This window comes from Streptomyces sp. DvalAA-43 (genome assembly GCF_900091725.1).
Taxonomy (GTDB): Bacteria; Actinomycetota; Actinomycetes; order Streptomycetales; family Streptomycetaceae; genus Streptomyces; species Streptomyces pulveraceus.
In genome coordinates this window covers 244,951-266,580 of record NZ_FMBW01000040.1, presented here as the reverse complement: position 1 = coordinate 266,580, position 21,630 = coordinate 244,951, and the positions used below count along the sequence as shown (strand labels likewise).

The window sequence follows — 21,630 nt, the reverse complement described above, 5'->3', positions numbered from 1 at the left end:
TCACCGGTCCGGCCACGCGGAGAGCCGCAGCCCGCTCTCGAAGCGGCGCGGCTCGCCCGTGACCGGATCGGTGAACTCCAGCACCCGGGCCAGGAGCTGGAGCGGGCGGGAGAAGTCGTCCGGCGCCCCCTCCGCCTCGACCACCGGATAGACCGGGTCGTGGACGAGCGGCAGCCCCAGCCCGTTCATATGGACCCGCAGCTGATGGGTCCGCCCGGTGGCGGGCAGCAGCCGGTAGCGGCCGTGCCCCGCCCGGTGCGCCAGCAGCTCGATCCGGCTCTCGCTGTTCGGCTCGCCCGGCTCCTCACGGGCGGCGATCACCCCGCGCTCCTTCACGATCCGGCTGCGCACGGTCCGGGGCAGGACCAGCGCCGGATCGTACGGCGCCACCGCCTCGTACTCCTTGCGCACCAGGCGGTCCCGGAACATCGTCTGGTACGCGCCCCGCTCCCCGGGCCGTACGACGAACAGGACGAGGCCCGCGGTCAGCCGGTCCAGCCGGTGCGCCGGCTGCAACGCCGACAGGCCCAGCTCGCGGCGGAGCCGGGCCACCGCGGTCTCGGTGACATGCCGGCCGCGCGGCGTCGTCGCCAGGAAGTGCGGCTTGTCGGCGACGACGAGATGCTCGTCGCGGTGGACGACCCCGACCGGGAACGGCACCGGCTCCTCCGGCGCGAAATCCCGGTGGAACCAGATGTACCGGCCCGCGGCGTACGGCTCGTCGGCGCAGACCGGTCCCCGTACGGAGACGAACCGGCCCTCGGCGACCATGGCGTCCACCCGCCCCGCCCCGATCGCGCCCGCGAACCGCGCCAGCAGATGGTCGCGCACCGTCGGCCACGCCCCGTCCGGATCCTCGGGGAGCCGCACCCGGACCGGATCGATCCCGTCCCGCTGCGGCAGCGGCGCCGACGGCGGCTTCGCACGCCCCCTCACCGGGGGACGCCGACCAGTACGGCGGTGCTCATGGTGCCGGCTCCTCGCTCCGTGGCCCGGGATGTCCGCACATTATCGCCGGTCACCGGGGAGCGGTCCGCACGCGCCCGGCAGCGTCAGCGTCCCCGGACCGCGGCCGATGCGCCCGGCCTCGGCGGCGACATGACCGGGCAGCAGTTCCCGGAAGAGGCCGAAGCCGCGGCCGCCCATCGGTGCGGGCTGCTCCACCACGAAGATCACCGGACCGGTCCGGCAGGACGCCCGGTAGAGCGCGGGGACCCCGCCCCCGCCGCTCAGCCCAACGGCGTGAACACGAAGGAGAACTCCGCCGCTCGCGCGTCGAGCCGGTACTCCGGCAGCACGCCCGGCCCGCAGGACCGGGAGCCGATGCCCTGCACCGCGTGATCCAGATTGACCCAGACGGTCCCGCCGGCCCGCAGCCCCGGCCGGTGCTCCGCCGCGTCCAACTGCTCGCTCGTCCACCGCCGGGCGGTGAACCAGAACGGCTCACCCCCCTCGGCCCGCAGCCCCGCACCGCCGCCGTCCGTCAGCTCCGCCCACCGGACATCGGCCCGTGCGCCATTCTCCTGGGGCCGCACGTACGGCGTCTGCATCGCGTCCACGGACATCCGCCACCGGCCGAGCACCGAGGCGGCCCGGGTGTCCGGGTACGCCTCACCGGGCCCGCCGCCGAACCACCGCGCCCCGCCGTACGCGGCGGGCAGCCCGAAGCGGATGCCCAGCCGGGGCAGCGGCACCGTCCACTCGCCCTCCGGCGCCACGGACACCGTCAGCGCCAGCCGCTCCCCGTCGGCCGTCCACCGGTACGCGGTGCGCAGCCCCAGGCCGACCCCGGCCGGCGCCACCCTGGTCCGTACGACCACGGTGTCCTCGCCGACCTCGACCGCGTCGACCCGGTGCCGCATCCGGTGCAGCCCCGACTCCCGCCACAGCGCCCCGTACCGTTCGTCCGGCAGCCACGCCGCACCGTTGTCGTTGTCGGTGGGCGCCCGCCACACATCCAGCCGCAACCCCTCCACCGGCACCGCACCCAGCCGCACCGGCGCCCCGGTCACCGCGTCGAAGACCCCCGGCCCCAGGGTGATCAGCCCTTCACTCCGCTCCGGCCGCGCACCCACCGCGGTGGCGGGGACGACGGCCGTGCCCGTCTCCGCCTGCCCCCACGCCACCACATGCCCGCGCGCGCCCCAGGCGGTGTCCCGGGCCAGCACCGCCCGTACGGTCCACACCCCGGCCCCGTCCATCGGCAGCGGCACCTCGGCCGACGCACCGGGAGCCAGCTCCGGCACGGTGAGCGCGCCGGACGCGACGGGCACTCCGTCCACCTCGTGCGCCCACACGAACTCCAGGTGCGCCGACCCCGCGAAGTCGTACCCGTTGGTGATCCGGACCGAGCCCGCGCCGGACACGGGCTCGATCCGCACCGGTTCGACGACCTTCTTGTACTCGATCAGCCCGGGAGAGGGCGTCCGGTCGGGGAAGAGGAGCCCGTCGCAGACGAAGTTGGCGTCGTGCAGCTCCTCGCCGAAGTCCCCGCCGTACGCGAAGCCGTGCTCGGGGTGGGCGAGACCGTGATCGATCCACTCCCAGACGAAGCCGCCCTGGCAGCGCTCGTACCGCTCGAACAGCCGCTGGTACGCGGAGAGCCCGCCCGGACCGTTCCCCATCGCGTGCGCGTACTCGCACAGCACGAACGGCATCGCCCGCCGCCGCGTGTCCGACTCCGCGTCGCCCCACGGTTCCTCCGCCCGGCGGCCGATCAGCTCGACCTCGGCGTGCGTCGGATACATCCGCGAGTACAGGTCGACGTCCCGGCAGGAGAGGTCGCCCTCGTAGTGCAGCAGCCGCCCCGGATCCCGGCGCCGGATCCACGCGGCCATCGCGCTCAGCCCGCGCCCCGTCCCGCACTCGTTGCCGAGCGACCAGATGATCACCGACGCGTGGTTCTTGTCGCGCTCCACCATCCGCGCCGCCCGGTCCAGCAGCGCCGGCGTCCACCGCTCGTCGTCCACCGGGTTGCCGCGCCACTCCAGGCCGGAGAAGCCGTGCGTCTCCAGATCGCACTCGTCGATCACCCAGAGCCCCAGCTCGTCGCAGAGGTCGAGGAAAGCGGGATGCGGCGGATAGTGGCTGGTCCGCACGGCGTTGATGTTGTGCTGCTTCATCAGCACCAGATCGCGCCGCATGGTCGCCGCGTCCACGGTCCGCCCGGTCTCCGGATGGAACTCGTGCCGGTTCACCCCGCGGAAGAGCACCCGCCGCCCGTTGACCTTGATCAGCCCGTCCTCGACCACGACGGTGCGGAACCCCACCCGCAGCCCGATCCGTTCACCGGACGTCACCAGCTCCCCGTCGTACAGCCGGGGCGTCTCGGCCGTCCAGGGCTCGACCGCGACGGTCACCGCCTCGCCCGTGGCGACATCGACACCCAGCTCGGGCACCAGGACCCGCCCCTCGGCCCCCGCGCACTCCACCCGCAGGGTCCCGGACCCGTCGCGGTGGTCGTACCCGGCATGCACGAAGAAGTCCCGGGGCGCACCCCGCGGCCGCTCCAGCAGGGTCACGTCCCGGAAGATCCCGGGCAGCCACCACTGGTCCTGGTCCTCCAGATAGCTCCCCGACGACCACTGGTGCACCCGCACGGCCAGCACATTGCCCTCGGCCCGCAGCAGCGCGCCGACGGAGAACTCGTGCGGCAGCCGTGACCCCTTGAAGTCGCCCAGCTCCCGGCCGTTGAGCCAGACCCGGGCACAGGACTCCACCCCGTCGAACCGGAGCACCACATCACCGTCCCCCATCCACCCGGCGGGCAGATCGAAGGTCCGCAGATGGTCCCCGGTCGGATTCGCGGTCGGCATCCTCGGCGGATCGACGGGAAAGGGGTACACCACGTTGGTGTACGCGGGCGCCCCGCCAGCCCCCTGGAGCACCCAGTGCCCGGGAACCCGGACCGTCGCCCACTCCGAGGCGTCGAACCCGGGGCGCGCGAACGACTCGTCCCGGGAGGCGGCGCCCGGCGAGAGCCGGAAGCGCCACTCCCCGTTCAGCGACATCCGCCCGGCGTCCGATTCCCCGTACCAGGCCCGTGGCTCCAGCCCACCCGATCCGGGACCCATGTCCTCGTACCAGGGCGGGGCGGGCGGCTGTGTGCGGTTCATGGAGCTCCTCGCTCGGCAAAACCCTCCGTGCTGCTGGCGCCCTGGACGCTAGCGAGGGGTGAACCGATTCAACAAGAGTGCCGGACCGTGCGGACCCCACGCGGGGGCAACGCGAAATGCCGACCAGGATCTCTCCTGATCGGCATTTGCTCTGTGTCCGAGGGGGGACTTGAACCCCCACGCCCGATAAAGGGCACTAGCACCTCAAGCTAGCGCGTCTGCCATTCCGCCACCCGGACAAGGTGTCTGTCTCGCGGGCTCCGGCCCGTTCCGACGTGGAAAACAATAGCAAACATCCGGGGGTGCTCGATCACGCCCCGGACTGCGTGAAGGGCGCATGACGAGGGGTGGGTGCCCTTGGGTGTGCGGGCCCGGCGCGGGAGGATGAGGGGGAGCACCACAGCGACAGTGGAAGGAAGCAGCGTGAGCGAGACCAACACGGCTCCGGCCGGCTCCGGCGAGGACGAGGTCGTGGACCTCTGTCGTGAGCTGATCCGGATCGACACCAGCAACTACGGGGACCATTCGGGACCGGGGGAGCGGGGCGCGGCCGAGTACGTCGCGGAGAAGCTCGCCGAGGTCGGGCTGGAGCCGCAGATCTTCGAGTCCCACAAGGGCCGTGCCTCGACCGTGGCGCGGATCGAGGGCGAGGACCCGTCCCGGCCCGCGCTGCTCATCCACGGCCACACCGACGTGGTTCCGGCCAACGCCCACGACTGGACGCACCACCCGTTCTCGGGCGAGGTCGCGGACGGCTGCGTCTGGGGCCGCGGCGCGGTCGACATGAAGGACATGGACGCGATGACCCTCGCGGTCGTCCGCGACCGGATGCGCAGCGGCCGCAAGCCCCCGCGCGACATCGTGCTGGCCTTCCTCGCGGACGAGGAGGCGGGCGGCACGTACGGCGCGCGGTACCTCGTGGACAAGCACCCCGGCCTCTTCGAGGGGGTCACCGAGGCGATCGGCGAGGTCGGCGGCTTCTCCTTCACGGTGAACGAGAAGCTGCGGCTCTACCTCGTCGAGACGGCCCAGAAGGGCATGCACTGGATGCGGCTCACCGTGGACGGCACCGCCGGCCACGGCTCGATGACCAACGACGACAACGCGATCACCGAGCTCTGCGAGGCGGTCGGACGGCTCGGGCGGCACAAGTGGCCGGTCCGGGTGACCAAGACCGTACGGTCCTTCCTGGACGAGCTGTCCGACGCGCTCGGCACCCCGCTCGACCCGGAGGACATGGAGGCCACGCTCGCCAAGCTGGGCGGCATCGCCAAGATGGTCGGTGCCACGCTCCGCAACTCCGCCGCTCCCACCATGCTCGGCGCCGGCTACAAGGTGAACGTCATTCCCGGCCAGGCCATCGCCCATGTCGACGGCCGTTTCCTGCCCGGCTTCGAGGACGAGTTCCTGGCCGATCTGGACCGGATCCTCGGCCCGCGCGTGAAGCGCGAGGACGTGCACGGCGACAAGGCGCTGGAGACCAGCTTCGACGGCTCGCTCGTCGACGCGATGCAGGTCGCCCTGAAGGCGGAGGACCCGATCGCCCGCGCCGTGCCCTACATGCTCTCCGGGGGCACCGACGCCAAGTCCTTCGACGACCTCGGCATCCGCTGCTTCGGATTCGCCCCGCTGAAGCTGCCGCCGGAGCTCGACTTCGCGGGGATGTTCCACGGTGTGGACGAGCGGGTGCCGGTGGACGGTCTGAAGTTCGGCGTGCGGGTGCTCGACCGTTTCATCGACAACTGCTGACTCCTTGCCGGATTTCCGCCGACTTTCCGCACCAACAATCGCCAGCGTGTGCGTATTTGACCGGAACGAGTGAAAGGGTCCATACGCTCGTAGCCCGATTACCTCTTCCTCGTTACAAGTGATGCGGTCCGCGGCTGGGACCGCATTGCCAACTAGGAGGAATCATGATCAAGAAGGTCGTCGCTGCTGCGGCTGTCACTGGTGGCCTGGTGCTCGCGGGTGCGGGCATGGCCGTCGCGGACTCCGGTGCCCAGGGCGCCGCTGTCGGCAGCCCCGGTGTGATCTCGGGCAACGTCATCCAGGTCCCCGTGCACGTTCCGGTGAACGTGTGCGGCAACACGATCTCCGTGATCGGGCTGCTGAACCCCGCCTTCGGCAACACCTGCATCAACGCCTGACGTTGTGCGTCAACCCGTAAGGGTTTGAGCCCGGTCGGCCCCGGAGCGCATGCCATGCGCTCCGGGGCTGCTGGGCACTTTGCCCCCGCACGGTCAAGTCCGGGGGTTTTCCGGAAGGTCAAAAGGCAGGAAACACCTATGCGACAGGTCACGCGCAAAGGCCTGATCACCATGGCGGCCGCGGGCGGCGTACTCGCGCTGAGCGGCGGCTACGCGCACGCGGACGCGGGAGCGTCCGGCGAGGCGGCGAATTCCCCGGGGGTGCTGTCAGGGAATTCGGTACAGATCCCGGTCCATGTACCGGTCAACGTGTGCGGCAATTCCGTGGACGTCGTGGCGCTGCTCAACCCGGCGTTCGGAAACACTTGCGGAAACGGTTCGCAGGACGACTCCCAGGGCAAGCACGCCTCCGGCAGTCACGTCTCCGGCGACCTCACCCAGGCGAGCCGGCCCGGCAAGGGCAAGCACCGGGCCCCGATCGGTGGCGGGGCGACGGCCCAGGGCGGCGGGGCGACGGCCCAGGGCGTCGCGACGGGTTCGCCGGGGCTGCTCTCCGGCAACACCATCCAGGCGCCCATCGACATCCCCGTGAACGTCTGCGGGAACAGCGTCTCCGTCGTCGGTCTGCTCAACCCCACCTTCGGCAACGACTGCCGGAACAGCGCGGACGTCGTCACGCCGCCGCCGGTCACTCCGGTGACCCCGGTCACCGAGCACAAGCCCCCGGCGCCGGAGAAGCCGACCGTGCCCAATGTGCCCGAGGCGCAGAACGTCCCGCAGCTCGCACACACCGGAGCGGGCGGGCTCGACCTGCTGATCCCGGCGAGCGCGGGCCTTCTCCTGGCGGGAGCGGGCACGGCGCTCTACCGTCGAGCCCGGATGTCCGCATAGCGGACCGGGACGGCGACACCAGCACGACGAAGGGGGCGGGTCCCGCGGCTGCGGGGCCCGCCCCATCTCACCAGGTGGCCCGGAGCTGGCGGATGATCCGTCGGCGCAGGCGCACCCTGCGGCTGCCGTCGCGACGCAGTGTCAACCGGTCCAACTCCCAGTGACCGTACTCGGCATGGTCGGTCAGCAGGCGGGCCGTCTCCTTCCGGGACACCCCGCGCGGCACGTACACATCGACAAATTCGTATTCCGGCATCGCATCTATTGTGCGGGCAGAGCCCGTGTACGGATAGCGTCTGCACTATGTCTGATGCTGCGCAGCCCACCGCTGCCGAGGTACGCGCCGCCGCCGAGGCGGTCAAAACCGCGCTCGACCACCACCTCGCGGCCGTCGAACGCCGGACCGGGGACGACGACGCGGCCGTCTATGACGCGTTCAACGCACTGGCCGCTGCCGCCGAGTTCTACGACGAACTGCTCTACGACCGATACGACGAGGTCACTCCCTTCGAGATCCCGGGTGCGTCGGATTCGCTGCCGCCGTACACCGGCCCCGAGGAGCCGAACGCACTCAGTGTGCTGATCCGGCGCGACTACGCGGTGGTGGAGCCGCCGAGGCTGCTCGCACAGGCCCAGCGGATCGCCGATCTCGACCAGGACGACCGCGGTGGAAGCGCCGCGGTGGTCGGCTCCAGCGTCCACGCGGCGCTCGGGGTGCTCTTCGGGGAGTACGAACCGGACGAGATCGCCTCCCGGCACGCGGAGTTCGGCCTGGAGGAGGGCGACTCCACACTCTGGGTCACGGCCGCCGAGGAGCTCCCCGAGGCGGGGGAGTGGCTCGGCGCACCGTTCGACGACGCGGATCCGCAACTGGTGGTCTGCCGCTTCGACGTCAGCGCCGTCTTCGACGAGGACGAACCGGACGAGGAACCGGCCCGCCTGGACCCCGTCTGATCCGGCCCACGCCGCCCGGCGGCAGCTGATCCACCCCGGCCGGACGGGCTCGCGACCGAGCCCGTCCGGCCGGGGTGGTGTCGTCGACAGGCTCCGGTCAGCGGGCCGGGGTCTCCAGCAGGGTGCGCAGCCGCGTCGTGCGGTCCTGGGCCGGGGGCTGGGCGACCGCGCGCGGGAGCGCCTGGTCCACCCCGTGCACCACGGAGAGATGGCGCTCCCCGCGGCCGAAGGCGGTGTACACCCAGGAGCGGCTCAGCCCCTGCGCCGCGTCGCCCGGCAGCACGACGACCACCGCGGGCCATCGCATCCCGGCCGCCTGGTGGGCGCTGAGGGCCCAGCCGTGGCGCACGGAGGACTCCACCCGCTCCTGGGCCACGACGATCTCCGTGCCCGCGCAGTCGAGCCGCAGGCCCTCGGCGTCGGCCGAGACGACCACCGCGGGCACGACCCTGCCGGGCGCCGGGACGTGGACGACGCGGTCGCCCGGGTCGAAGCCACCGAACCGGCCGGGGCCGGGGTTGAGCCGCTGCTTCAGCGCCGCGTTCAGCGCCCGGGTGCCCGCCGAACCGCCGTGGCCGACCGTGATCACCTGGGTGTCGGACGACGGTACGCCGATGGCGCGCGGCACCGAGTCGGCCACCAGTTGCACGGTGCGGTGCACCGCCTCGCCCGCGTCGCGTACCGGGACGATCACCACCTCCTTGCCGGGCGCCTCGACCTGGTTCAGCTCACCGATGCCGATGCCGGAGACCAGCTCGCCGATCGGTCCCGGATCCGGTGTACGGGAGACGACCTGGGGGCACGCACGGGCCGCGAGCACATCCGCGAACACCCTTCCCGCACCCGCCGAACCCAGCACGCCGGGATCGCCGCTGAGCACCAGGCGGGTGCCGTCGGCCAGCGACTCGACCAGCATCGCGGCGGTCTCGACGTCCAGCTGCGGGGCATCCATCACGACGAGCAGGTCGACGGCGATCGCGCCCTCCTCGTCCCGCCCCGGGCCCTGCGCGCCCGAGAGCAGGCCGGCGAGGGTGACGGCCGTCTCCGGATCACCGGTCGCCCCGGCCAGCCGGCGCCTGCCGTCGACGCTGTGCACGGCGCCCAGGGCGCGCAGCCCGAGGCTGCGGGCCGCGGTGATCAGGGCGGCGGGCTCGGCCCTGGCGGCCTCGCCCCCGGTGTGCGCCACGAGGCCGTGGGCCGCGACCGCGCGGATCAGCTCGGCGGCCGAGGGCGAGCTCGCGGCCGAGGCCGCCTCCGTCCAGTCGGCGTCCTTCTCACAGGCGTTGACCAGCCGGGCCAGGCCGTCGGCGAGGCTCTCCTCGGCGAGTGCGTAGCGGTCGAGGCCGAGCAGCACCTGTACCGGTTCCTGCCCTGCGGGCTCGGTGCCCTCCGTGGATTCCGCCGGTGCTCCGGACTCCTGGTCTTCCAGGTCCTCCTGGCCGTCCGGGCCGTCCTGGAAGACCAGGACGACTCCCTCGGCGACGGCGTGCTGCACGGCCGCCTCGGGGTCGGTCACCGAACGTTCGGCGAGCGCCGCCCGCACCTCCGAAGCGTCCAGCGCAGTGTGGCCGCGGAGCGCGGCCCGCTCCAGCAGCCAGCCCACCAGGGCGTCGGTCCGCCGCTCGTCGTCCGGGCCGCACTCGGCGCCGAGCAGGGCCCGCGCGAATCCGTCCGCCTGCTCCGGTCCGACCCCCGGCACGGCCAGCAGCTGCCAGGGGTCCGCGCGCAGGGCCTCGGCGGCCTGCGCCCCGAGGGTCTCGGCCGCCGGTCCGGCCAGCGCCGCCGGAGCCCCGCCCTCGGCCAGCACGGCGGCGGTCGCGGCGACGGCCTCCGGAGGTGCGCCCTGCGGCGCTCGCGCCGGTTCGGGGGCGCGCGGGCGGGCCGGAGCGGGCGTGGGCGCGGTACGGCGGGGGGCGGCGGGTGCGGGCGAGTCGAAGAACGAGGTGGCGGACTGTTCGCCGCTCTCCACCGCACGCACGGCCGCCAGCAGGTCGGCCGCCTTGCCGCTCAGCTTCGCCCCGGCGGCGATGGGGCCCTCCTTCTCGGCCTTGCGCTTCTCGATCCGCTCCCGGAGCTCGCGCTGGGCGGCGAGCTCGGCCTCGGCCTCGGAGAGCGGTGCGGGAGTGGTGTCCGCTCCGGTCTCGGAGGTGTCCTCCTCCGCGTCTCTGGACTCGTCCTCGTCCTCGGCGGCGCCGGAGGCGTCCGTGCCGTCGTCCGTCGCGGTGTCCTGGCCGTCCGTCTCCGCCCCGTCCCCGGTGTCATCGGCCGTCGGTGAGCCCTCGTCCACGGCGTGCGGCTCGTCCCCGGTGGACGGGGCGGGCACGGCAGCGGAGGGGGTCGCGACGACGCCGTCGTCGTCGGCGGCCGGGGAACCGGGGGTTTCCCCCCGGGGAAGCGCAGTCACAGCGTGCTCCAGTCCTGGTCGGGATAGCGGTGCACGGGCGCCGACACGTCGTCGAGCGCCTGGCAGATCTCGTCAGGAAGACTAAGCGCCTCCACTGACAACGCCTCCGCGAGCTGGTGCGCGTTGCGCGCGCCGACGATCGGGGCCACCACCCCGGGCCGGTCCCGCACCCAGGCGAGCGCCACCTGGAGCGGCGTCGTGGCCAGACCGTCCGCCGCCGTCGCCACCGCGTCCACCACGCGGCTCGCGGGCTCGTCGAGATACGGCTCCACGAACGGAGCCAGCAGGTCCGAGGCGCCGCGCGAGTCCGCCGGAGTGCCCGAGCGGTACTTCCCGGTGAGGACTCCACGGCCCAGCGGCGAGGAGGGCAGCAGCCCGATGCCGAGATCGAGGGCGGCGGGCAGCACCTCGCGTTCCACGCCCCGCTGCAACAGCGAATACTCCATCTGGGTGCTCGCCAGCCGGGTGCGCACCCCGGGCGAGGCGAGCTGCCAGGTCGCCGCCTTGGCCAGCTGCCAGCCGCAGAAGTTCGACACCCCCGCGTACCGGGCGCGCCCGCTGGACACCGCCAGATCCAGCGCCTGAAGGGTCTCGTCCAGCGGAGTCACCGGGTCGAAGGCGTGGATCTGCCACAGATCCACGTGATCCGTGCCGAGCCGTTCCAGGGAGGCGTCCAGCGCGGCCAGCAGATGTCCGCGCGAACCGTCGAACCGGCGATACGGGTCGGCCACGCTGCCGGCCTTCGTCGCGATGACCAGATCCTGCCGCGGCACCAGGCCGTCGATGAGCTGCCCCAGCAGGTATTCGGCTTCCCCGCCGCCGTACACATCGGCGGTGTCGACCAGCGTGCCGCCCGCCTCCCAGAAGGCTTTCAGCTGTTCGGCAGCGTCGTGCTCATCGGTGTCCCGGCCCCAGGTGAGGGTGCCGAGCCCGATCCGGGACACTCGAAGGCCGGTGCGGCCGAGATGCCTCTGCTCCATGGGGGCTGAGATTACTGGCCAGAACCCCACCCGGCGGAAGCCTGTGGACAACCCGGCGTCAAGTCGCCCCTGCCGGATCCCGTCGCCGCGCGCTAGAGTCCGGGAGCCAGGGACGTTACTGATCGGTAAGGGGAGCGGCTATGCGGCTCGGCATCAATCTCGGTTACTGGGGCGCGGGAATGGACGGCGACAATCTCGCCGTCGCGCAGGAGGCCGACAAGCTCGGCTACGACGTCTGCTGGGTGGCCGAGGCCTACGGCTCCGACGCGCCGACGGTGCTCTCCTGGGTCGCCGCCCGGACCGAGTCCATCGACGTCGGCTCCGCGATCATGCAGATCCCGGCCCGGCAGCCCGCCATGACGGCGATGACCGCCGCCACCCTCGACTCGCTCTCCGGCGGCCGGTTCCGCCTCGGCCTCGGCGTGTCGGGACCTCAGGTCTCCGAAGGCTGGTACGGCGTCAAGTTCGACAAGCCGCTGTCCCGCACCCGGGAGTACGTCGAGATCGTCCGCAGGGCGATGTCCCGCGAGCGGCTCTCGTACGAGGGACAGCACTGGACGCTGCCGCTGCCGGACGGTCCGGGCAAGCCCATCAAGCTGACCGTCCACCCGCAGCGCGAGCACATCCCGCTGTACATCGCCGCGATCGGCCCGAAGAACCTGGAGCAGACCGGCGAGATCGCCGACGGCGCTCTGCTGATCTTCCCCTCCGCCGAACACCTGGAGGACACCGCGATGAAGTACCTGCGGGCGGGCCGTGAGAAGGCCGGGCTGACCATGGAGGGATTCGACGTCTGTCCGACCCTGCCGCTCGCCGTCGGCGACGACGTCAACGGTCTCGCGGACATGTTCCGTCCGTACACCGCCCTGTACGTGGGCGGCATGGGCAGCCGCAAGCAGAACTTCTACAACCAGCTCGCGCAGCGCATGGGCTATGAGAAGGAAGCGGCCGAGATCCAGGACAAGTACTTGTCCGGGGACAAGAACGGCGCCGCCGCGGCGGTGCCGCACCAGCTGATCGACCAGACCGCGCTGCTCGGCCCGGTCGAGCGGATCGCCGAGCGGATGCAGGCCTACGCCGCCGCGGGCGTCACGACCCTGACCCTCGCACCGGCCGGGTTCACGCTCGAAGAGCGGCTCACGGCCCTGCGGGCCGGCACGGACGCGCTGGAGCGTTCCGGGCTCGCCTAGAAGGGAGCGCTGTCCAGGGCTCCCGAGAGCCCGGGACAGCGACCGTGGCGGGGAGGCCCCGAGCCCCCGCCACGGCCGCCACGCGGGCCGACGCGCGTACGGCCGCGGCGCGCACGGGCCGGTGGATGTGCCCCGGACGGACGGGAACGCGGGTGCCCCATGCGGCGTAGCCGGGGCTCGTTCCTGTTGCCCGGGTGGGTGTGCCGCACTTGACTGTCGCTCGTCGGACGCGGCACGGAGGTGGCAGTGATGCTCTCGGCAAGGAACCTGTTCCAGGAGATTCTCGACGACGACGAGTCCTTCCGGCTGTTCTGTTCCATCGCGGCCGGCGGAGAGGCCCAGGGCGGCTGGGAGAACGGCCGTATCGCGGCCCTGGTGCCCGAGAGCCAGCGCGCCCTGGCGCCCAAGATCGCACGGCACGGCGCCGACGAGGACAAGCACGGCAGGATCTTCAACGCACTGCTGCGCAAGCGTGGCCTCCAGCCCGCGGCGGTTCCGTACGAGACCGACTACACGATGCTGCTGGAGAAGTACGGCATCGGCCTCGCCCATGAGCAGTTGCGGGGCGAGGAACGGCTCTCCGAGCGCGACATCATCACCTACCTCGCCCACAGCCGGGTCACCGAGCAGCGCGCCTCCGAGCAGATGGCCCTGCTGTGCAGGTACTTCGCCGACCACCCCGACCTCGGCCGCGCCGTCACCATGATCTCGAACGACGAGGACAACCACCTGGCGTACTGCCACGAGGAGCTGCTCCGCTTCGCCCGTGCCGGGCACGGCCGCACCATCCAGCACATCCTGCGCGAGTGCGCGCTCGCCGAGATCCGGGTGTACCGCGACGTCAGCCTCGCCGTGATGGACCACATGGGCCGCATCCTGGGCTGGTCCCGGGCCCGATCGGCGGTGCTGGCCGCCGGGATCCGCGGTGTCCACGCGTACGAACGGCTCGTCGGGTGGCGGCGCATGGTGAGCCTGGTGCCGCCCGCACGGCGCGACGCGCTGGGCGGCCCCGCGGCGCCGGAGCCCGGGATCGCCTGAGCCGGGCCGGGCGACGGCCCGCCCCTCAGAGCCAGCCGCGGCGCTTGAACTGCCGGTACAGCGCGAAGACCACCACCGCCATCAGCGCGATCACCGCCGGATAGGCCCACACCCAGCGGAGCTCCGGCATGTGGTCGAAGTTCATCCCGTAGATGCCCGCCACCATCGTCGGCACGGCGGCCATCGCCGCCCAGGCCGAGATCTTGCGCATGTCGTCGTTCTGCCGCACCCCCACCTGGGCCAGATGGGCCGAGAGGATGTCGGAGAGCAGCCGGTCCAGCCCCTCCACGTACTCGTTGGCGCGCGTCAGATGGTCACCGACGTCACGGAAGAACGGCTGCGAGTGTTCATGGACGAACGGCACGTCCGCACCCGCCAGCCGGGCCATGGGGGCGCTCAGCGGCCCGGTGGCCCGACGGAACTCCAGGATCTGCCGCTTGAAGGTGTAGATGCGGGCCGCGGTGCTCTTGGTGTCGCCGACACCGGTCGGCGCGAACACCTCGGCCTCCAGCTCCTCCAGGTCGACCTGGAGCTCGCCCGCGACCTCGATGTAGTGGTCGACGACCGCGTCGCTGATCGCGTACAGCACAGCGGTCGGCCCGTGCTTCAGTACCTCCGGCTCGGCCTCCAGCCGGCGGCGTACCGCGGCGAGCGGAGCGCCCTCCCCGTGCCGGACGGTCACGACGAACGAATCGCCTATGAAGGCCATCAGCTCGTCGGTGGTGACCGTGTCGCTCGTCTGCTCGTACACCACCGGTTTGATGACGGCGAAGAGCGAGTCGTCGTACACCTCCAGCTTGGGGCGCTGGTGCGCGCTCAGCGCGTCCTCCACCGCCAGCGGATGCAGCCCGAACTCGCTGCTGACGAGTGCGAACTCCTTCTCCGTCGGCTCGTGCAGCCCGATCCAGAGGAACGCGTCCCCGGTGGCCCGTGCCTCATCGAGGGCATCGGAGAAGTCGGCGGGGCCCTCGGTGCGGCGCCCGTCGCGGTAGATGGCACAGTCCACAATCACGGCGCGCATTCTTCCCTGCCGCGCTCCCCGGCGCACCTCACCGCCGACGGCGGCCTACGCTGGCCCGTATGCCCACCCTGATCCTCGTACGCCATGGACGCTCCACCGCCAACACGGCCGGGGTGCTCGCGGGCCGCACCCCCGGTGTCGCGCTCGACGAGCGCGGTGCCGCACAGGCCGCGGCCCTGCCCGGACGGCTCGCCGGACTGCCTCTGGCCGCCGCCGTCAGCAGCCCGCTGCAGCGCTGCCGGGAGACCCTGCGGCCGCTGCTCGCCGCCCGGCCCGGTCTCGGACTGCACACCGAGGAGCGGATCAGCGAGTGCGACTACGGCGACTGGTCGGGGCGCAAGCTCGCCGAGCTCGCCGACGAACCGCTGATGGGCGTCGTGCAGCAGCATCCGTCGGCCGCGGCGTTTCCCGGCGGTGAGTCGATGCGCGGCATGCAGGCCCGCGCGGTCGACGCGGTACGGGACTGGAACGCCCGCGTCGAGGCCGGGCACGGCGAGGACGCCGTGTACGTGATGTGCTCGCACGGCGACATCATCAAGGCCCTCGTCGCCGACGCGCTCGGCATGCATCTCGACCTCTTCCAGCGGATCCACGCCGATCCCTGCTCGGTCACCGCGATCCGCTACACCCGGCTGCGGCCCTTCCTGCTGCGGCTCGGCGACACCGGGGACCTCGCGGCGCTGGCACCGCGCGAGCACCCCGGCGCGGCGGAACCGGGCGCGCGCCCGGCGGCGGACGCGGACGCGGCTGTCGGGGGCGGCGCTGGGGCGCCGTGATCGCTTCGCGCAGTAGGGTGGACGCTCCGTAGGCGCCCTGCCCCGGGAGAACTCCCGCGGTCCGGGCCGCCCCCTCATCCACCGTCGATCTCAAGGGAGACAGGACGTGTCCCGTCAGGTGTTCCTCTACGACCCCCCGGACCGTTTCGTGGCCGGTACGGTCGGGTTGCCTGGACGCCGTACGTTCTTCCTGCAGGCATCCTCAGGCGGACGTGTCACCAGCGTGGCCCTGGAGAAGACCCAGGTCGCCGCACTCGCCGAGCGGATCGACGAACTGCTCGACGAGGTGGTGCGGCGGACCGGCGGAAACTCCCCGGTGCCCGCCGTGGCGCCGATGGACGTCACCGACTCCGCCCCCCTGGACGTCCCCGTCGAGGAGGAGTTCCGCGTCGGCACGATGGCGCTCGCCTGGGACGGCGAGGACCAGCGCATGATCGTCGAGGCGCAGGCGCTGGTCGAGCTGGACGTGGACTCCGACGAGGATCTCGCCGAGGCCGAGGAGCGGCTGCTCCAGGACGAGGAGAACGGTCCGCCGATGCTCCGGGTCCGCCTCAGCGGCGCACAGGCGCGGGCCTTCGCCAAGCGCGCCCTGGACGTCGTGAACGCCGGACGCCCGCCGTGCCCGCTGTGCAGCCTGCCGCTCGATCCGGAAGGACACGTATGCCCGCGCCAGAACGGATACCGTCGCGGAGCCTGACCGGCACCGACCTGGTCGCCCTGCTGACCGAGGGGGAGCTCACCGTCCTCGGACAGATCCGCGGGGCGTCCAACGCGGTGCTGTACTGCACCGTCGCCCGCGACGGCGAGGAGGCGGCCTGCGTCTACAAGCCGGTGGCCGGCGAACAGCCCCTGTGGGACTTCCCGGACGGCAACCTCGCCCGGCGCGAGGTGGCCGCGTACGAGATCTCCGAGGCGACCGGATGGGGCCTCGTGCCGCCCACCGTGCTGCGCGACGGCCCGTACGGCGAGGGCATGTGCCAGCTGTGGATAGACGCGGCCCCCGAGGACGACGAGGCCGATGAGACGGGCGGGGAGGGCGAGCCCCCGCTCCTCGCGCTCGTCGAGGACGAGGAGCCCGGGGAGGGCTGGAAGGCCGTCGCCCGAGCCGAGGTCGGCGAGGGGCGAACCGCCCTGCTGGTCCACGCGGACGACGCGCGGCTGCGGCGGCTGGCCGTCCTTGACGCCGTGATCAACAACGGGGACCGCAAGGGCGGCCATCTGCTGCCCGCACCCGGCGGCCGGCTCTACGGCATCGACCACGGTGTGACCTTCAACGCGGACGACAAGCTGCGCACGCTGCTGTGGGGGTGGGCGGGGGAGCCGCTGACGGCCGAGGCCGCCGAGGTCGTCGAACGGCTGGAGGCGGAACTCGCGCCGGGAACCCCGCTCGTCACCCGGCTGGGCGAGCTGATCACGGAGGTCGAGATCGAGGCGTTGCGGGGCCGGGTCGCGGGGCTGCGGACGACGGGCCGGCACCCGGAGCCGAGCGGGGAATGGCCCTCGATCCCCTGGCCGCCGGTCTGAGCGGAGCAGGGGATACGCGGTGCCCGAGGGGATGCGGGCCGGGGCTCCGGGACCGCACCCCAGCAGACGGGGCCACGCGGCGCAAGACCGCCTCTTCGGCCAAGATCCGGCATCCGGTTCGTATCCGGAACATGCATCCGGTTACGCTCGTGGCATGCATGCCTGGCCCGCTTCTGAGGTCCCCGCCCTGCCTGGCAAGGGCCGCGACCTTCGGATCCACGACACCGCGACCGGCGGACGGATCACCCTTGACCCCGGTCCCGTCGCCCGCATCTATGTCTGCGGCATCACGCCGTACGACGCGACCCACATGGGTCATGCGGCGACCTACAACGCGTTCGACCTCGTTCAGCGCGTGTGGCTCGACACCAAGCGGCAGGTTCACTATGTCCAGAACGTGACCGACGTGGACGACCCGCTCCTGGAGCGGGCCGTTCGCGACGGTCAGGACTGGACCGAGCTCGCCGAGCGCGAGACGGCCCTGTTCCGCGAGGACATGACTGCCCTGCGCATGCTTCCGCCGAAGCACTACATCGGTGCCGTGGAGGCGATACCCGGCATCGTCCCGCTCGTGGAACGGCTCCGCGACGCGGGCGCCGCCTACGAGCTCGACGGCGACGTCTACTTCTCCGTCGAGACCGACCCGCACTTCGGCGGGGTCTCCCACCTCGACGCCGAGGCGATGCGGCTGCTCTCCGCCGAGCGCGGCGGCGACCCGGAACGCCCCGGCAAGAAGAACCCCCTCGACCCGATGCTCTGGATGGCCGCCCGCGAGGGCGAGCCGAGCTGGGACGGGGGCTCGCTGGGCCCCGGCCGCCCCGGCTGGCACATCGAGTGCGTCGCCATCGCCCTGGACCACCTGGGCATGGGCTTCGACGTCCAGGGAGGCGGGTCCGATCTCGCCTTCCCGCACCATGAGATGGGCGCCTCGCACGCCCAGGTGCTGACCGGCGAGCACCCCTTCGCCCAGGCCTATGTGCACGCCGGAATGGTCGGCCTGGACGGCGAGAAGATGTCGAAGTCCCGGGGCAACCTGGTCTTCGTCTCGACGCTGCGCCGCGACGGCGTGGACCCGGCGGCGATCCGGCTGGCCCTGCTCTCGCACCACTACCGGGCCGACTGGGAGTGGACGGACCAGGTGCTCGCCGACGCGGTGGAGCGGCTCGCACGGTGGCGGTCCGCCGTCTCCCGGCCCGACGGGCTGCCCGCCGAGGCCCTGGTCGAGGAGGTCCGCGAGGCCCTCGCCGACGATCTGGACGCACCGGCCGCACTGGCCGCCGTGGACCGCTGGGCCGAGCGCCAGAACGCGGAGGGCGGTACGGACGAGGGCGCACCCGGCCTCGTCTCGCGCACCGTCGACGCGTTGCTGGGAGTCGCCCTGTAGCGCAGCAGGGGGTGACAACCCGCTGATTCCCACCGGGTGTTCCCCAGGAGCCGGCCTTGGACTTCTCGACGAAGTTCAGGGCCGGTTCCGTTTTGTCCATGGTCAAGTGCTCGGTGTTGCGCTAAAAGCGCTCTATGCAATCATCAACGCGCATCAGAACGGCGGCAGTTGCAGCCTTGCTGGGGTTGCTCGCCGTCTTCTCGGGCCCCGGCGCCACCCAGGCCGGCGCCGCCGAACCGGACACCACGGTCGGCGATCTCACCGGTTTCTCCGCAGACGGGGCCGTCTACCACTTGAAGGCCGGCGCCGCCGAGGCGCGGGTCAGCTTCGTCTCCGCCGAGACCTTCCGCATCGAACTCGCCCCGGACGGCTCGTTCTCGGACCCGGCCGGCGACGACATCGTCCTGCCGCAGGGCAAGCCGCCGCACACCCGGTGGAAGGAGCGCGGCGACCGCTACGAGCTCTCCACCGCCGATGTCACCCTGCGCGCCTACAAGTCGCCCCTGCGCTTCGCGCTGTACCGGGCGGACGGCACCCGGGTCTGGTCCGAGACCAAGGGGCTGAGCTGGAACGGCGAGCGGACCACCCAGACCCTGGCCCGCGGCGCCAACGAGCAGTTCTACGGCGCCGGCATGCAGAACGGCCGGGGCAACACCTCGCACCGCGACAAGACCGTCGAGGTCGGCGTCGACTACAACTGGGACGACGGCGGCCACCCCAACTCGGTGCCGTTCTACCTCTCCTCGGCCGGCTACGGCGTCTACCGCAACACCTTCGCACCCAACACCTACGCCTTCACCGACCCGGTGACCACCAGCGTGAAGGAGAACCGCTTCGACGCCTACTACTTCGCGGGCGACAGCGCCAAGGAGGTCATCGGCCAGTACACGAAGCTCACCGGCAAGCCCTTCCTGCCGCCCGTGTACGGCATGGAGATCGGCGACGCCGACTGCTACCTGCACAACGCCAACCGTGGTGAACGCCGCACCCTGGACGCCCTGAAGGTCGCCGACGGCTACGTCGAGAACGACATGCCGAACGGCTGGATGCTCGTCAACGACGGCTATGGCTGCGGATACGAGGACCTCGCGGAGACCGCCAAGGGCCTCCAGGACCGCGGCATGCAGCTCGGCCTGTGGACCGAGGACGGCATCGACAAGATCGGCGACCAGGTCAAGGCCGGCCAGCGGGTCGCCAAGCTGGACGTGGCCTGGGTCGGCGCCGGCTACAAGTTCGCCCTGGACGGCTGCAAGGACGCGTACCGGGGCATCGAGGACAACAGCGACGCCCGCGGCTTCACCTACGCCCCCGAGAGCTGGTCGGGCGCGCAGCGCTGCGGAGTGCAGTGGTCCGGCGACCAGTACGGCACCTGGGACTACATCCGCTGGCAGATCCCGACCTACGCGGGCGCCACGATGTCCGGTCTCGCCTACACCACCGGCGACGTCGACGGCATCTTCGGCGGCAGCGCCAAGACCTACACCCGTGACCTCCAGTGGAAGATGTTCCTGGGGACCACGATGACGATGGACGGCTGGGCGGCCAGCGACAAGCAGCCCTACCGGTACGGGGAGCCGTACACCACCATCAACCGCGACTACCTCAAGCTCAAGGAGTCGCTGCTGCCCTACCAGTACTCCTACGCGCACGAGGCGACGAAGACCGGCGTCGGCATGGTCCGCCCGCTCGTCCTCGAATACCCGGACGACCCCAAGGCGGCGACGGACGCGGCGAAGTACGAGTTCATGTCAGGCGAGGACTTCCTCGTCGCGCCGGTCTACCAGGACAGCACCGAGCGCGACGGCATCTATCTGCCGAAGGGCACCTGGACCGACTACTGGAGCGGGCGCACCTACCAGGGCCCGGTCACCCTCGACGACTACAGCGCCCCGCTCGACACCCTGCCGCTGTTCGTCAAGGGCGGTGCCAGTGTGCCGATGTGGCCCGGTATCCGCTCGTACCAGGACCGCACCGCAGCCTCCCCGCTCGCCTGGGACATCTACCCGCAGGGCAGGTCGTCCTTCACGCTGTACGAGGACGACGGCGTCACCCGGCAGCACCGCGACGGCAAGTACGCCACCCAGCGCGCCGACGTGACCGCACCGGTCCGGGGCGCGGGCGACGTGACCGTGCGGATCGGCGCGAGCGAGGGGAAGTTCACCGGCAAGCAGAGCAGCCGCCCGTACGAGTTCACCGTGCACACCGGCTCCGCCCCGAGCGCGGTCGAGCTGGGCGGGAAGCTGCCCCGGCTGGGCTCCGCCGCCGCGTTCAAGGCCGCGAAGCAGGGCTGGTGGTACGACCGGGACGACCGCGGCGGTGTCGTGAAGATCAAGACCGCGCCGCTGTCCACCGGCAAGAAGTTCTCCGTGAAGCTGAAGAACACCAGCGCGGTCGGCGGGCGGAACGCCGGGGCGGACGCCGTGGTCTCCGTCCCGTCCGGGCAGGAGGTCGGCGCCGGGGCCGGAAGCACCGTCGCCGTCGAGGTCACCGCGGGCCGGACCGATGTGACCGACGCCGAGGTCGGCCTGGACGTTCCCGAGGGCTGGCAGGTCGCACGGACCGCGAAGGTGGCCCGGATCCCGGCGGGCACCACGCGCCGGGTCGAAGTGTCCGTCACCCCCGCGAAGGACGCCGAGGCGGGCGAGGCACGGATCACCGCACTCGTCCGCTACCGCTCGGCCGGCGAGTCCCGGACCGCCACCCAGCGGTTCGCCGCCGGAGTCATGCCGCCGCCGCCCACCGGCGAGGCCTGGGCCAGCGATCTGGCGTGGCTGACGTCCACCAACGGCTACGGACCCGCCGAACGGGACCGCAGCAACGGCGAGTCGGGCGCGGCCGACGGACATCCGCTGACCCTCGCCGGGAAGACGTACGAGAAGGGGATAGGCACCCATGCCGACTCCGACATCGAGGTCTATCTCGGCGGGCGCTGCACCGCGTTCACGGCCGACGCGGGGATCGACGACGAGATCAACGGCTACGGCGAAGTGGCCTTCTCCGTCGAGGCGGACGGCAAGGTGCTCTGGACCTCGCCGAAGGTGACCGGGGCCTCGGCGACCGTGCCGGTCGACGTGAAGCTCGACGGCGCGCGCCATGTGCACCTGAAGGTCACGGACACCAACGGCTCCAAGACCGGTGACCACGGGGACTGGGCCGCGGCCCGGTTCAGCTGTTCCTGAATGTCCCGGACAGCAGGGGAGCGCCGG

The 21,630-nt window shown here is 72.0% G+C and carries 18 protein-coding genes and 1 tRNA gene; 11 read left to right on the top strand and 8 right to left on the bottom strand.

What is annotated here, in order from left to right; genetic code table 11:
* The 4 genes from GA0115234_RS13810 to GA0115234_RS13800 all read right to left on the bottom strand — a co-directional run bounded on the left by GA0115234_RS13810 (position 1) and on the right by GA0115234_RS13800 (position 4,354).
* Complete coding sequence (locus GA0115234_RS13810; protein WP_093541346.1) at positions 1 to 936, bottom strand: pseudouridine synthase; 936 nt, start codon at positions 934 to 936, stop codon at positions 1 to 3.
* A gap of 72 nt (positions 937 to 1,008) precedes the next feature.
* Positions 1,009 to 1,176, bottom strand: a complete 168-nt coding sequence (locus GA0115234_RS42310) for a hypothetical protein (protein WP_161275596.1) — start codon at positions 1,174 to 1,176, stop codon at positions 1,009 to 1,011.
* A gap of 53 nt (positions 1,177 to 1,229) precedes the next feature.
* Positions 1,230 to 4,115 carry a glycoside hydrolase family 2 TIM barrel-domain containing protein gene (locus tag GA0115234_RS13805; protein WP_093541344.1) on the bottom strand — a complete coding sequence of 962 codons (2,886 nt, stop codon included), beginning with the start codon at positions 4,113 to 4,115 and terminating at the stop codon, positions 1,230 to 1,232.
* A 154-nt stretch (positions 4,116 to 4,269) separates the two neighbouring features.
* Positions 4,270 to 4,354, bottom strand: a tRNA-Leu gene (locus GA0115234_RS13800).
* A 184-nt stretch (positions 4,355 to 4,538) separates the two neighbouring features.
* Between GA0115234_RS13800 and GA0115234_RS13795 the strand changes: the two genes are divergently transcribed.
* The 3 genes from GA0115234_RS13795 to GA0115234_RS44120 all read left to right on the top strand — a co-directional run bounded on the left by GA0115234_RS13795 (position 4,539) and on the right by GA0115234_RS44120 (position 7,153).
* Complete coding sequence (locus GA0115234_RS13795; protein ID WP_093541342.1) at positions 4,539 to 5,864, top strand: M20/M25/M40 family metallo-hydrolase; 1,326 nt, start codon at positions 4,539 to 4,541, stop codon at positions 5,862 to 5,864.
* Positions 5,865 to 6,028: 164 nt separating this feature from the next.
* The gene (chpH, locus tag GA0115234_RS13790) at positions 6,029 to 6,262 is read left to right on the top strand and encodes a chaplin ChpH (RefSeq protein WP_093541340.1); all 234 of its coding nucleotides are present in this window, start codon (positions 6,029 to 6,031) and stop codon (positions 6,260 to 6,262) included.
* 138 nt (positions 6,263 to 6,400) lie between these two features.
* A complete protein-coding gene (locus GA0115234_RS44120; RefSeq protein WP_093541338.1) occupies positions 6,401 to 7,153 on the top strand; it encodes a chaplin in 753 nt (250 codons plus the stop codon).
* Between the two features lie 67 nt (positions 7,154 to 7,220).
* On the opposite strand, the gene GA0115234_RS13780 is transcribed toward GA0115234_RS44120, so the two are convergent.
* Positions 7,221 to 7,409, bottom strand: a complete 189-nt coding sequence (locus GA0115234_RS13780; RefSeq protein WP_030918345.1) for a DUF5703 family protein — start codon at positions 7,407 to 7,409, stop codon at positions 7,221 to 7,223.
* 47 nt (positions 7,410 to 7,456) lie between these two features.
* Between GA0115234_RS13780 and GA0115234_RS13775 the strand changes: the two genes are divergently transcribed.
* Positions 7,457 to 8,107: a hypothetical protein gene (locus GA0115234_RS13775; RefSeq protein WP_093541336.1), complete on the top strand. Its 651-nt coding sequence runs from the start codon at positions 7,457 to 7,459 to the stop codon at positions 8,105 to 8,107.
* A gap of 97 nt (positions 8,108 to 8,204) precedes the next feature.
* Here GA0115234_RS13775 and GA0115234_RS13770 read toward each other — a convergent pair whose 3' ends face one another.
* Positions 8,205 to 10,511 carry a helix-hairpin-helix domain-containing protein gene (locus GA0115234_RS13770; protein ID WP_093541334.1) on the bottom strand — a complete coding sequence of 769 codons (2,307 nt, stop codon included), beginning with the start codon at positions 10,509 to 10,511 and terminating at the stop codon, positions 8,205 to 8,207.
* The gene (locus tag GA0115234_RS13765) at positions 10,508 to 11,491 is read right to left on the bottom strand and encodes an aldo/keto reductase (protein ID WP_093541332.1); all 984 of its coding nucleotides are present in this window, start codon (positions 11,489 to 11,491) and stop codon (positions 10,508 to 10,510) included. The genes GA0115234_RS13770 and GA0115234_RS13765 overlap by 4 nt, the downstream gene beginning before the upstream one ends.
* A gap of 140 nt (positions 11,492 to 11,631) precedes the next feature.
* Here GA0115234_RS13765 and GA0115234_RS13760 point away from each other — a divergent pair, with 140 nt between their 5' ends.
* Together GA0115234_RS13760 and GA0115234_RS13755 are read left to right on the top strand one after the other, a co-directional pair.
* Positions 11,632 to 12,681: an LLM class F420-dependent oxidoreductase gene (locus GA0115234_RS13760; RefSeq protein WP_093541330.1), complete on the top strand. Its 1,050-nt coding sequence runs from the start codon at positions 11,632 to 11,634 to the stop codon at positions 12,679 to 12,681.
* A 249-nt stretch (positions 12,682 to 12,930) separates the two neighbouring features.
* Positions 12,931 to 13,719 carry a hypothetical protein gene (locus GA0115234_RS13755; RefSeq protein WP_093541328.1) on the top strand — a complete coding sequence of 263 codons (789 nt, stop codon included), beginning with the start codon at positions 12,931 to 12,933 and terminating at the stop codon, positions 13,717 to 13,719.
* A gap of 25 nt (positions 13,720 to 13,744) precedes the next feature.
* Here the strand turns inward: GA0115234_RS13755 and corA are convergent, their stop codons facing one another.
* On the bottom strand, positions 13,745 to 14,740 hold the full coding sequence (corA, locus tag GA0115234_RS13750; protein ID WP_093541326.1) for a magnesium/cobalt transporter CorA: 996 nt from the start codon (positions 14,738 to 14,740) through the stop codon (positions 13,745 to 13,747).
* Between the two features lie 59 nt (positions 14,741 to 14,799).
* On the opposite strand from corA, the gene GA0115234_RS13745 reads away from it, so the two are divergent.
* From GA0115234_RS13745 to GA0115234_RS13725, 5 genes are all read left to right on the top strand, one after another.
* Complete coding sequence (locus GA0115234_RS13745; RefSeq protein WP_093541324.1) at positions 14,800 to 15,516, top strand: histidine phosphatase family protein; 717 nt, start codon at positions 14,800 to 14,802, stop codon at positions 15,514 to 15,516.
* Positions 15,517 to 15,622: 106 nt separating this feature from the next.
* A complete protein-coding gene (locus tag GA0115234_RS13740; protein WP_093541322.1) occupies positions 15,623 to 16,213 on the top strand; it encodes a DUF3090 domain-containing protein in 591 nt (196 codons plus the stop codon).
* On the top strand, positions 16,177 to 17,040 hold the full coding sequence (locus GA0115234_RS13735) for an SCO1664 family protein (RefSeq protein WP_093541320.1): 864 nt from the start codon (positions 16,177 to 16,179) through the stop codon (positions 17,038 to 17,040). Before GA0115234_RS13740 ends, GA0115234_RS13735 begins: the two co-directional genes overlap by 37 nt.
* 154 nt (positions 17,041 to 17,194) lie before the next feature.
* Positions 17,195 to 18,424, top strand: coding sequence for a cysteine--1-D-myo-inosityl 2-amino-2-deoxy-alpha-D-glucopyranoside ligase (gene mshC, locus GA0115234_RS13730; RefSeq protein WP_093541318.1), 1,230 nt, complete (start codon positions 17,195 to 17,197; stop codon positions 18,422 to 18,424).
* Positions 18,425 to 18,558: 134 nt separating this feature from the next.
* Entirely contained in the window at positions 18,559 to 21,603 is a 3,045-nt protein-coding gene (locus GA0115234_RS13725) for an NPCBM/NEW2 domain-containing protein (protein WP_093541316.1), read from the top strand.
* Positions 21,604 to 21,630 lie beyond the last annotated feature (27 nt).

Coding starts and splice junctions, on each gene's coding strand:
- chpH (WP_093541340.1), top strand. CDS start 6,029: ATGATCAAGAAGGTCGTCGCTGCTGCGGCTGTCACTGGTGGCCTGGTG.
- GA0115234_RS13745 (WP_093541324.1), top strand. CDS start 14,800: ATGCCCACCCTGATCCTCGTACGCCATGGACGCTCCACCGCCAACACG.
- GA0115234_RS13780 (WP_030918345.1), bottom strand. CDS start 7,409: ATGCCGGAATACGAATTTGTCGATGTGTACGTGCCGCGCGGGGTGTCC.
- GA0115234_RS44120 (WP_093541338.1), top strand. CDS start 6,401: ATGCGACAGGTCACGCGCAAAGGCCTGATCACCATGGCGGCCGCGGGC.
- GA0115234_RS13760 (WP_093541330.1), top strand. CDS start 11,632: ATGCGGCTCGGCATCAATCTCGGTTACTGGGGCGCGGGAATGGACGGC.
- mshC (WP_093541318.1), top strand. CDS start 17,195: ATGCATGCCTGGCCCGCTTCTGAGGTCCCCGCCCTGCCTGGCAAGGGC.
- GA0115234_RS13755 (WP_093541328.1), top strand. CDS start 12,931: ATGCTCTCGGCAAGGAACCTGTTCCAGGAGATTCTCGACGACGACGAG.
- GA0115234_RS13765 (WP_093541332.1), bottom strand. CDS start 11,491: ATGGAGCAGAGGCATCTCGGCCGCACCGGCCTTCGAGTGTCCCGGATC.
- GA0115234_RS13805 (WP_093541344.1), bottom strand. CDS start 4,115: ATGAACCGCACACAGCCGCCCGCCCCGCCCTGGTACGAGGACATGGGT.
- GA0115234_RS13725 (WP_093541316.1), top strand. CDS start 18,559: ATGCAATCATCAACGCGCATCAGAACGGCGGCAGTTGCAGCCTTGCTG.
- corA (WP_093541326.1), bottom strand. CDS start 14,740: ATGCGCGCCGTGATTGTGGACTGTGCCATCTACCGCGACGGGCGCCGC.
- GA0115234_RS13775 (WP_093541336.1), top strand. CDS start 7,457: ATGTCTGATGCTGCGCAGCCCACCGCTGCCGAGGTACGCGCCGCCGCC.
- GA0115234_RS13735 (WP_093541320.1), top strand. CDS start 16,177: ATGCCCGCGCCAGAACGGATACCGTCGCGGAGCCTGACCGGCACCGAC.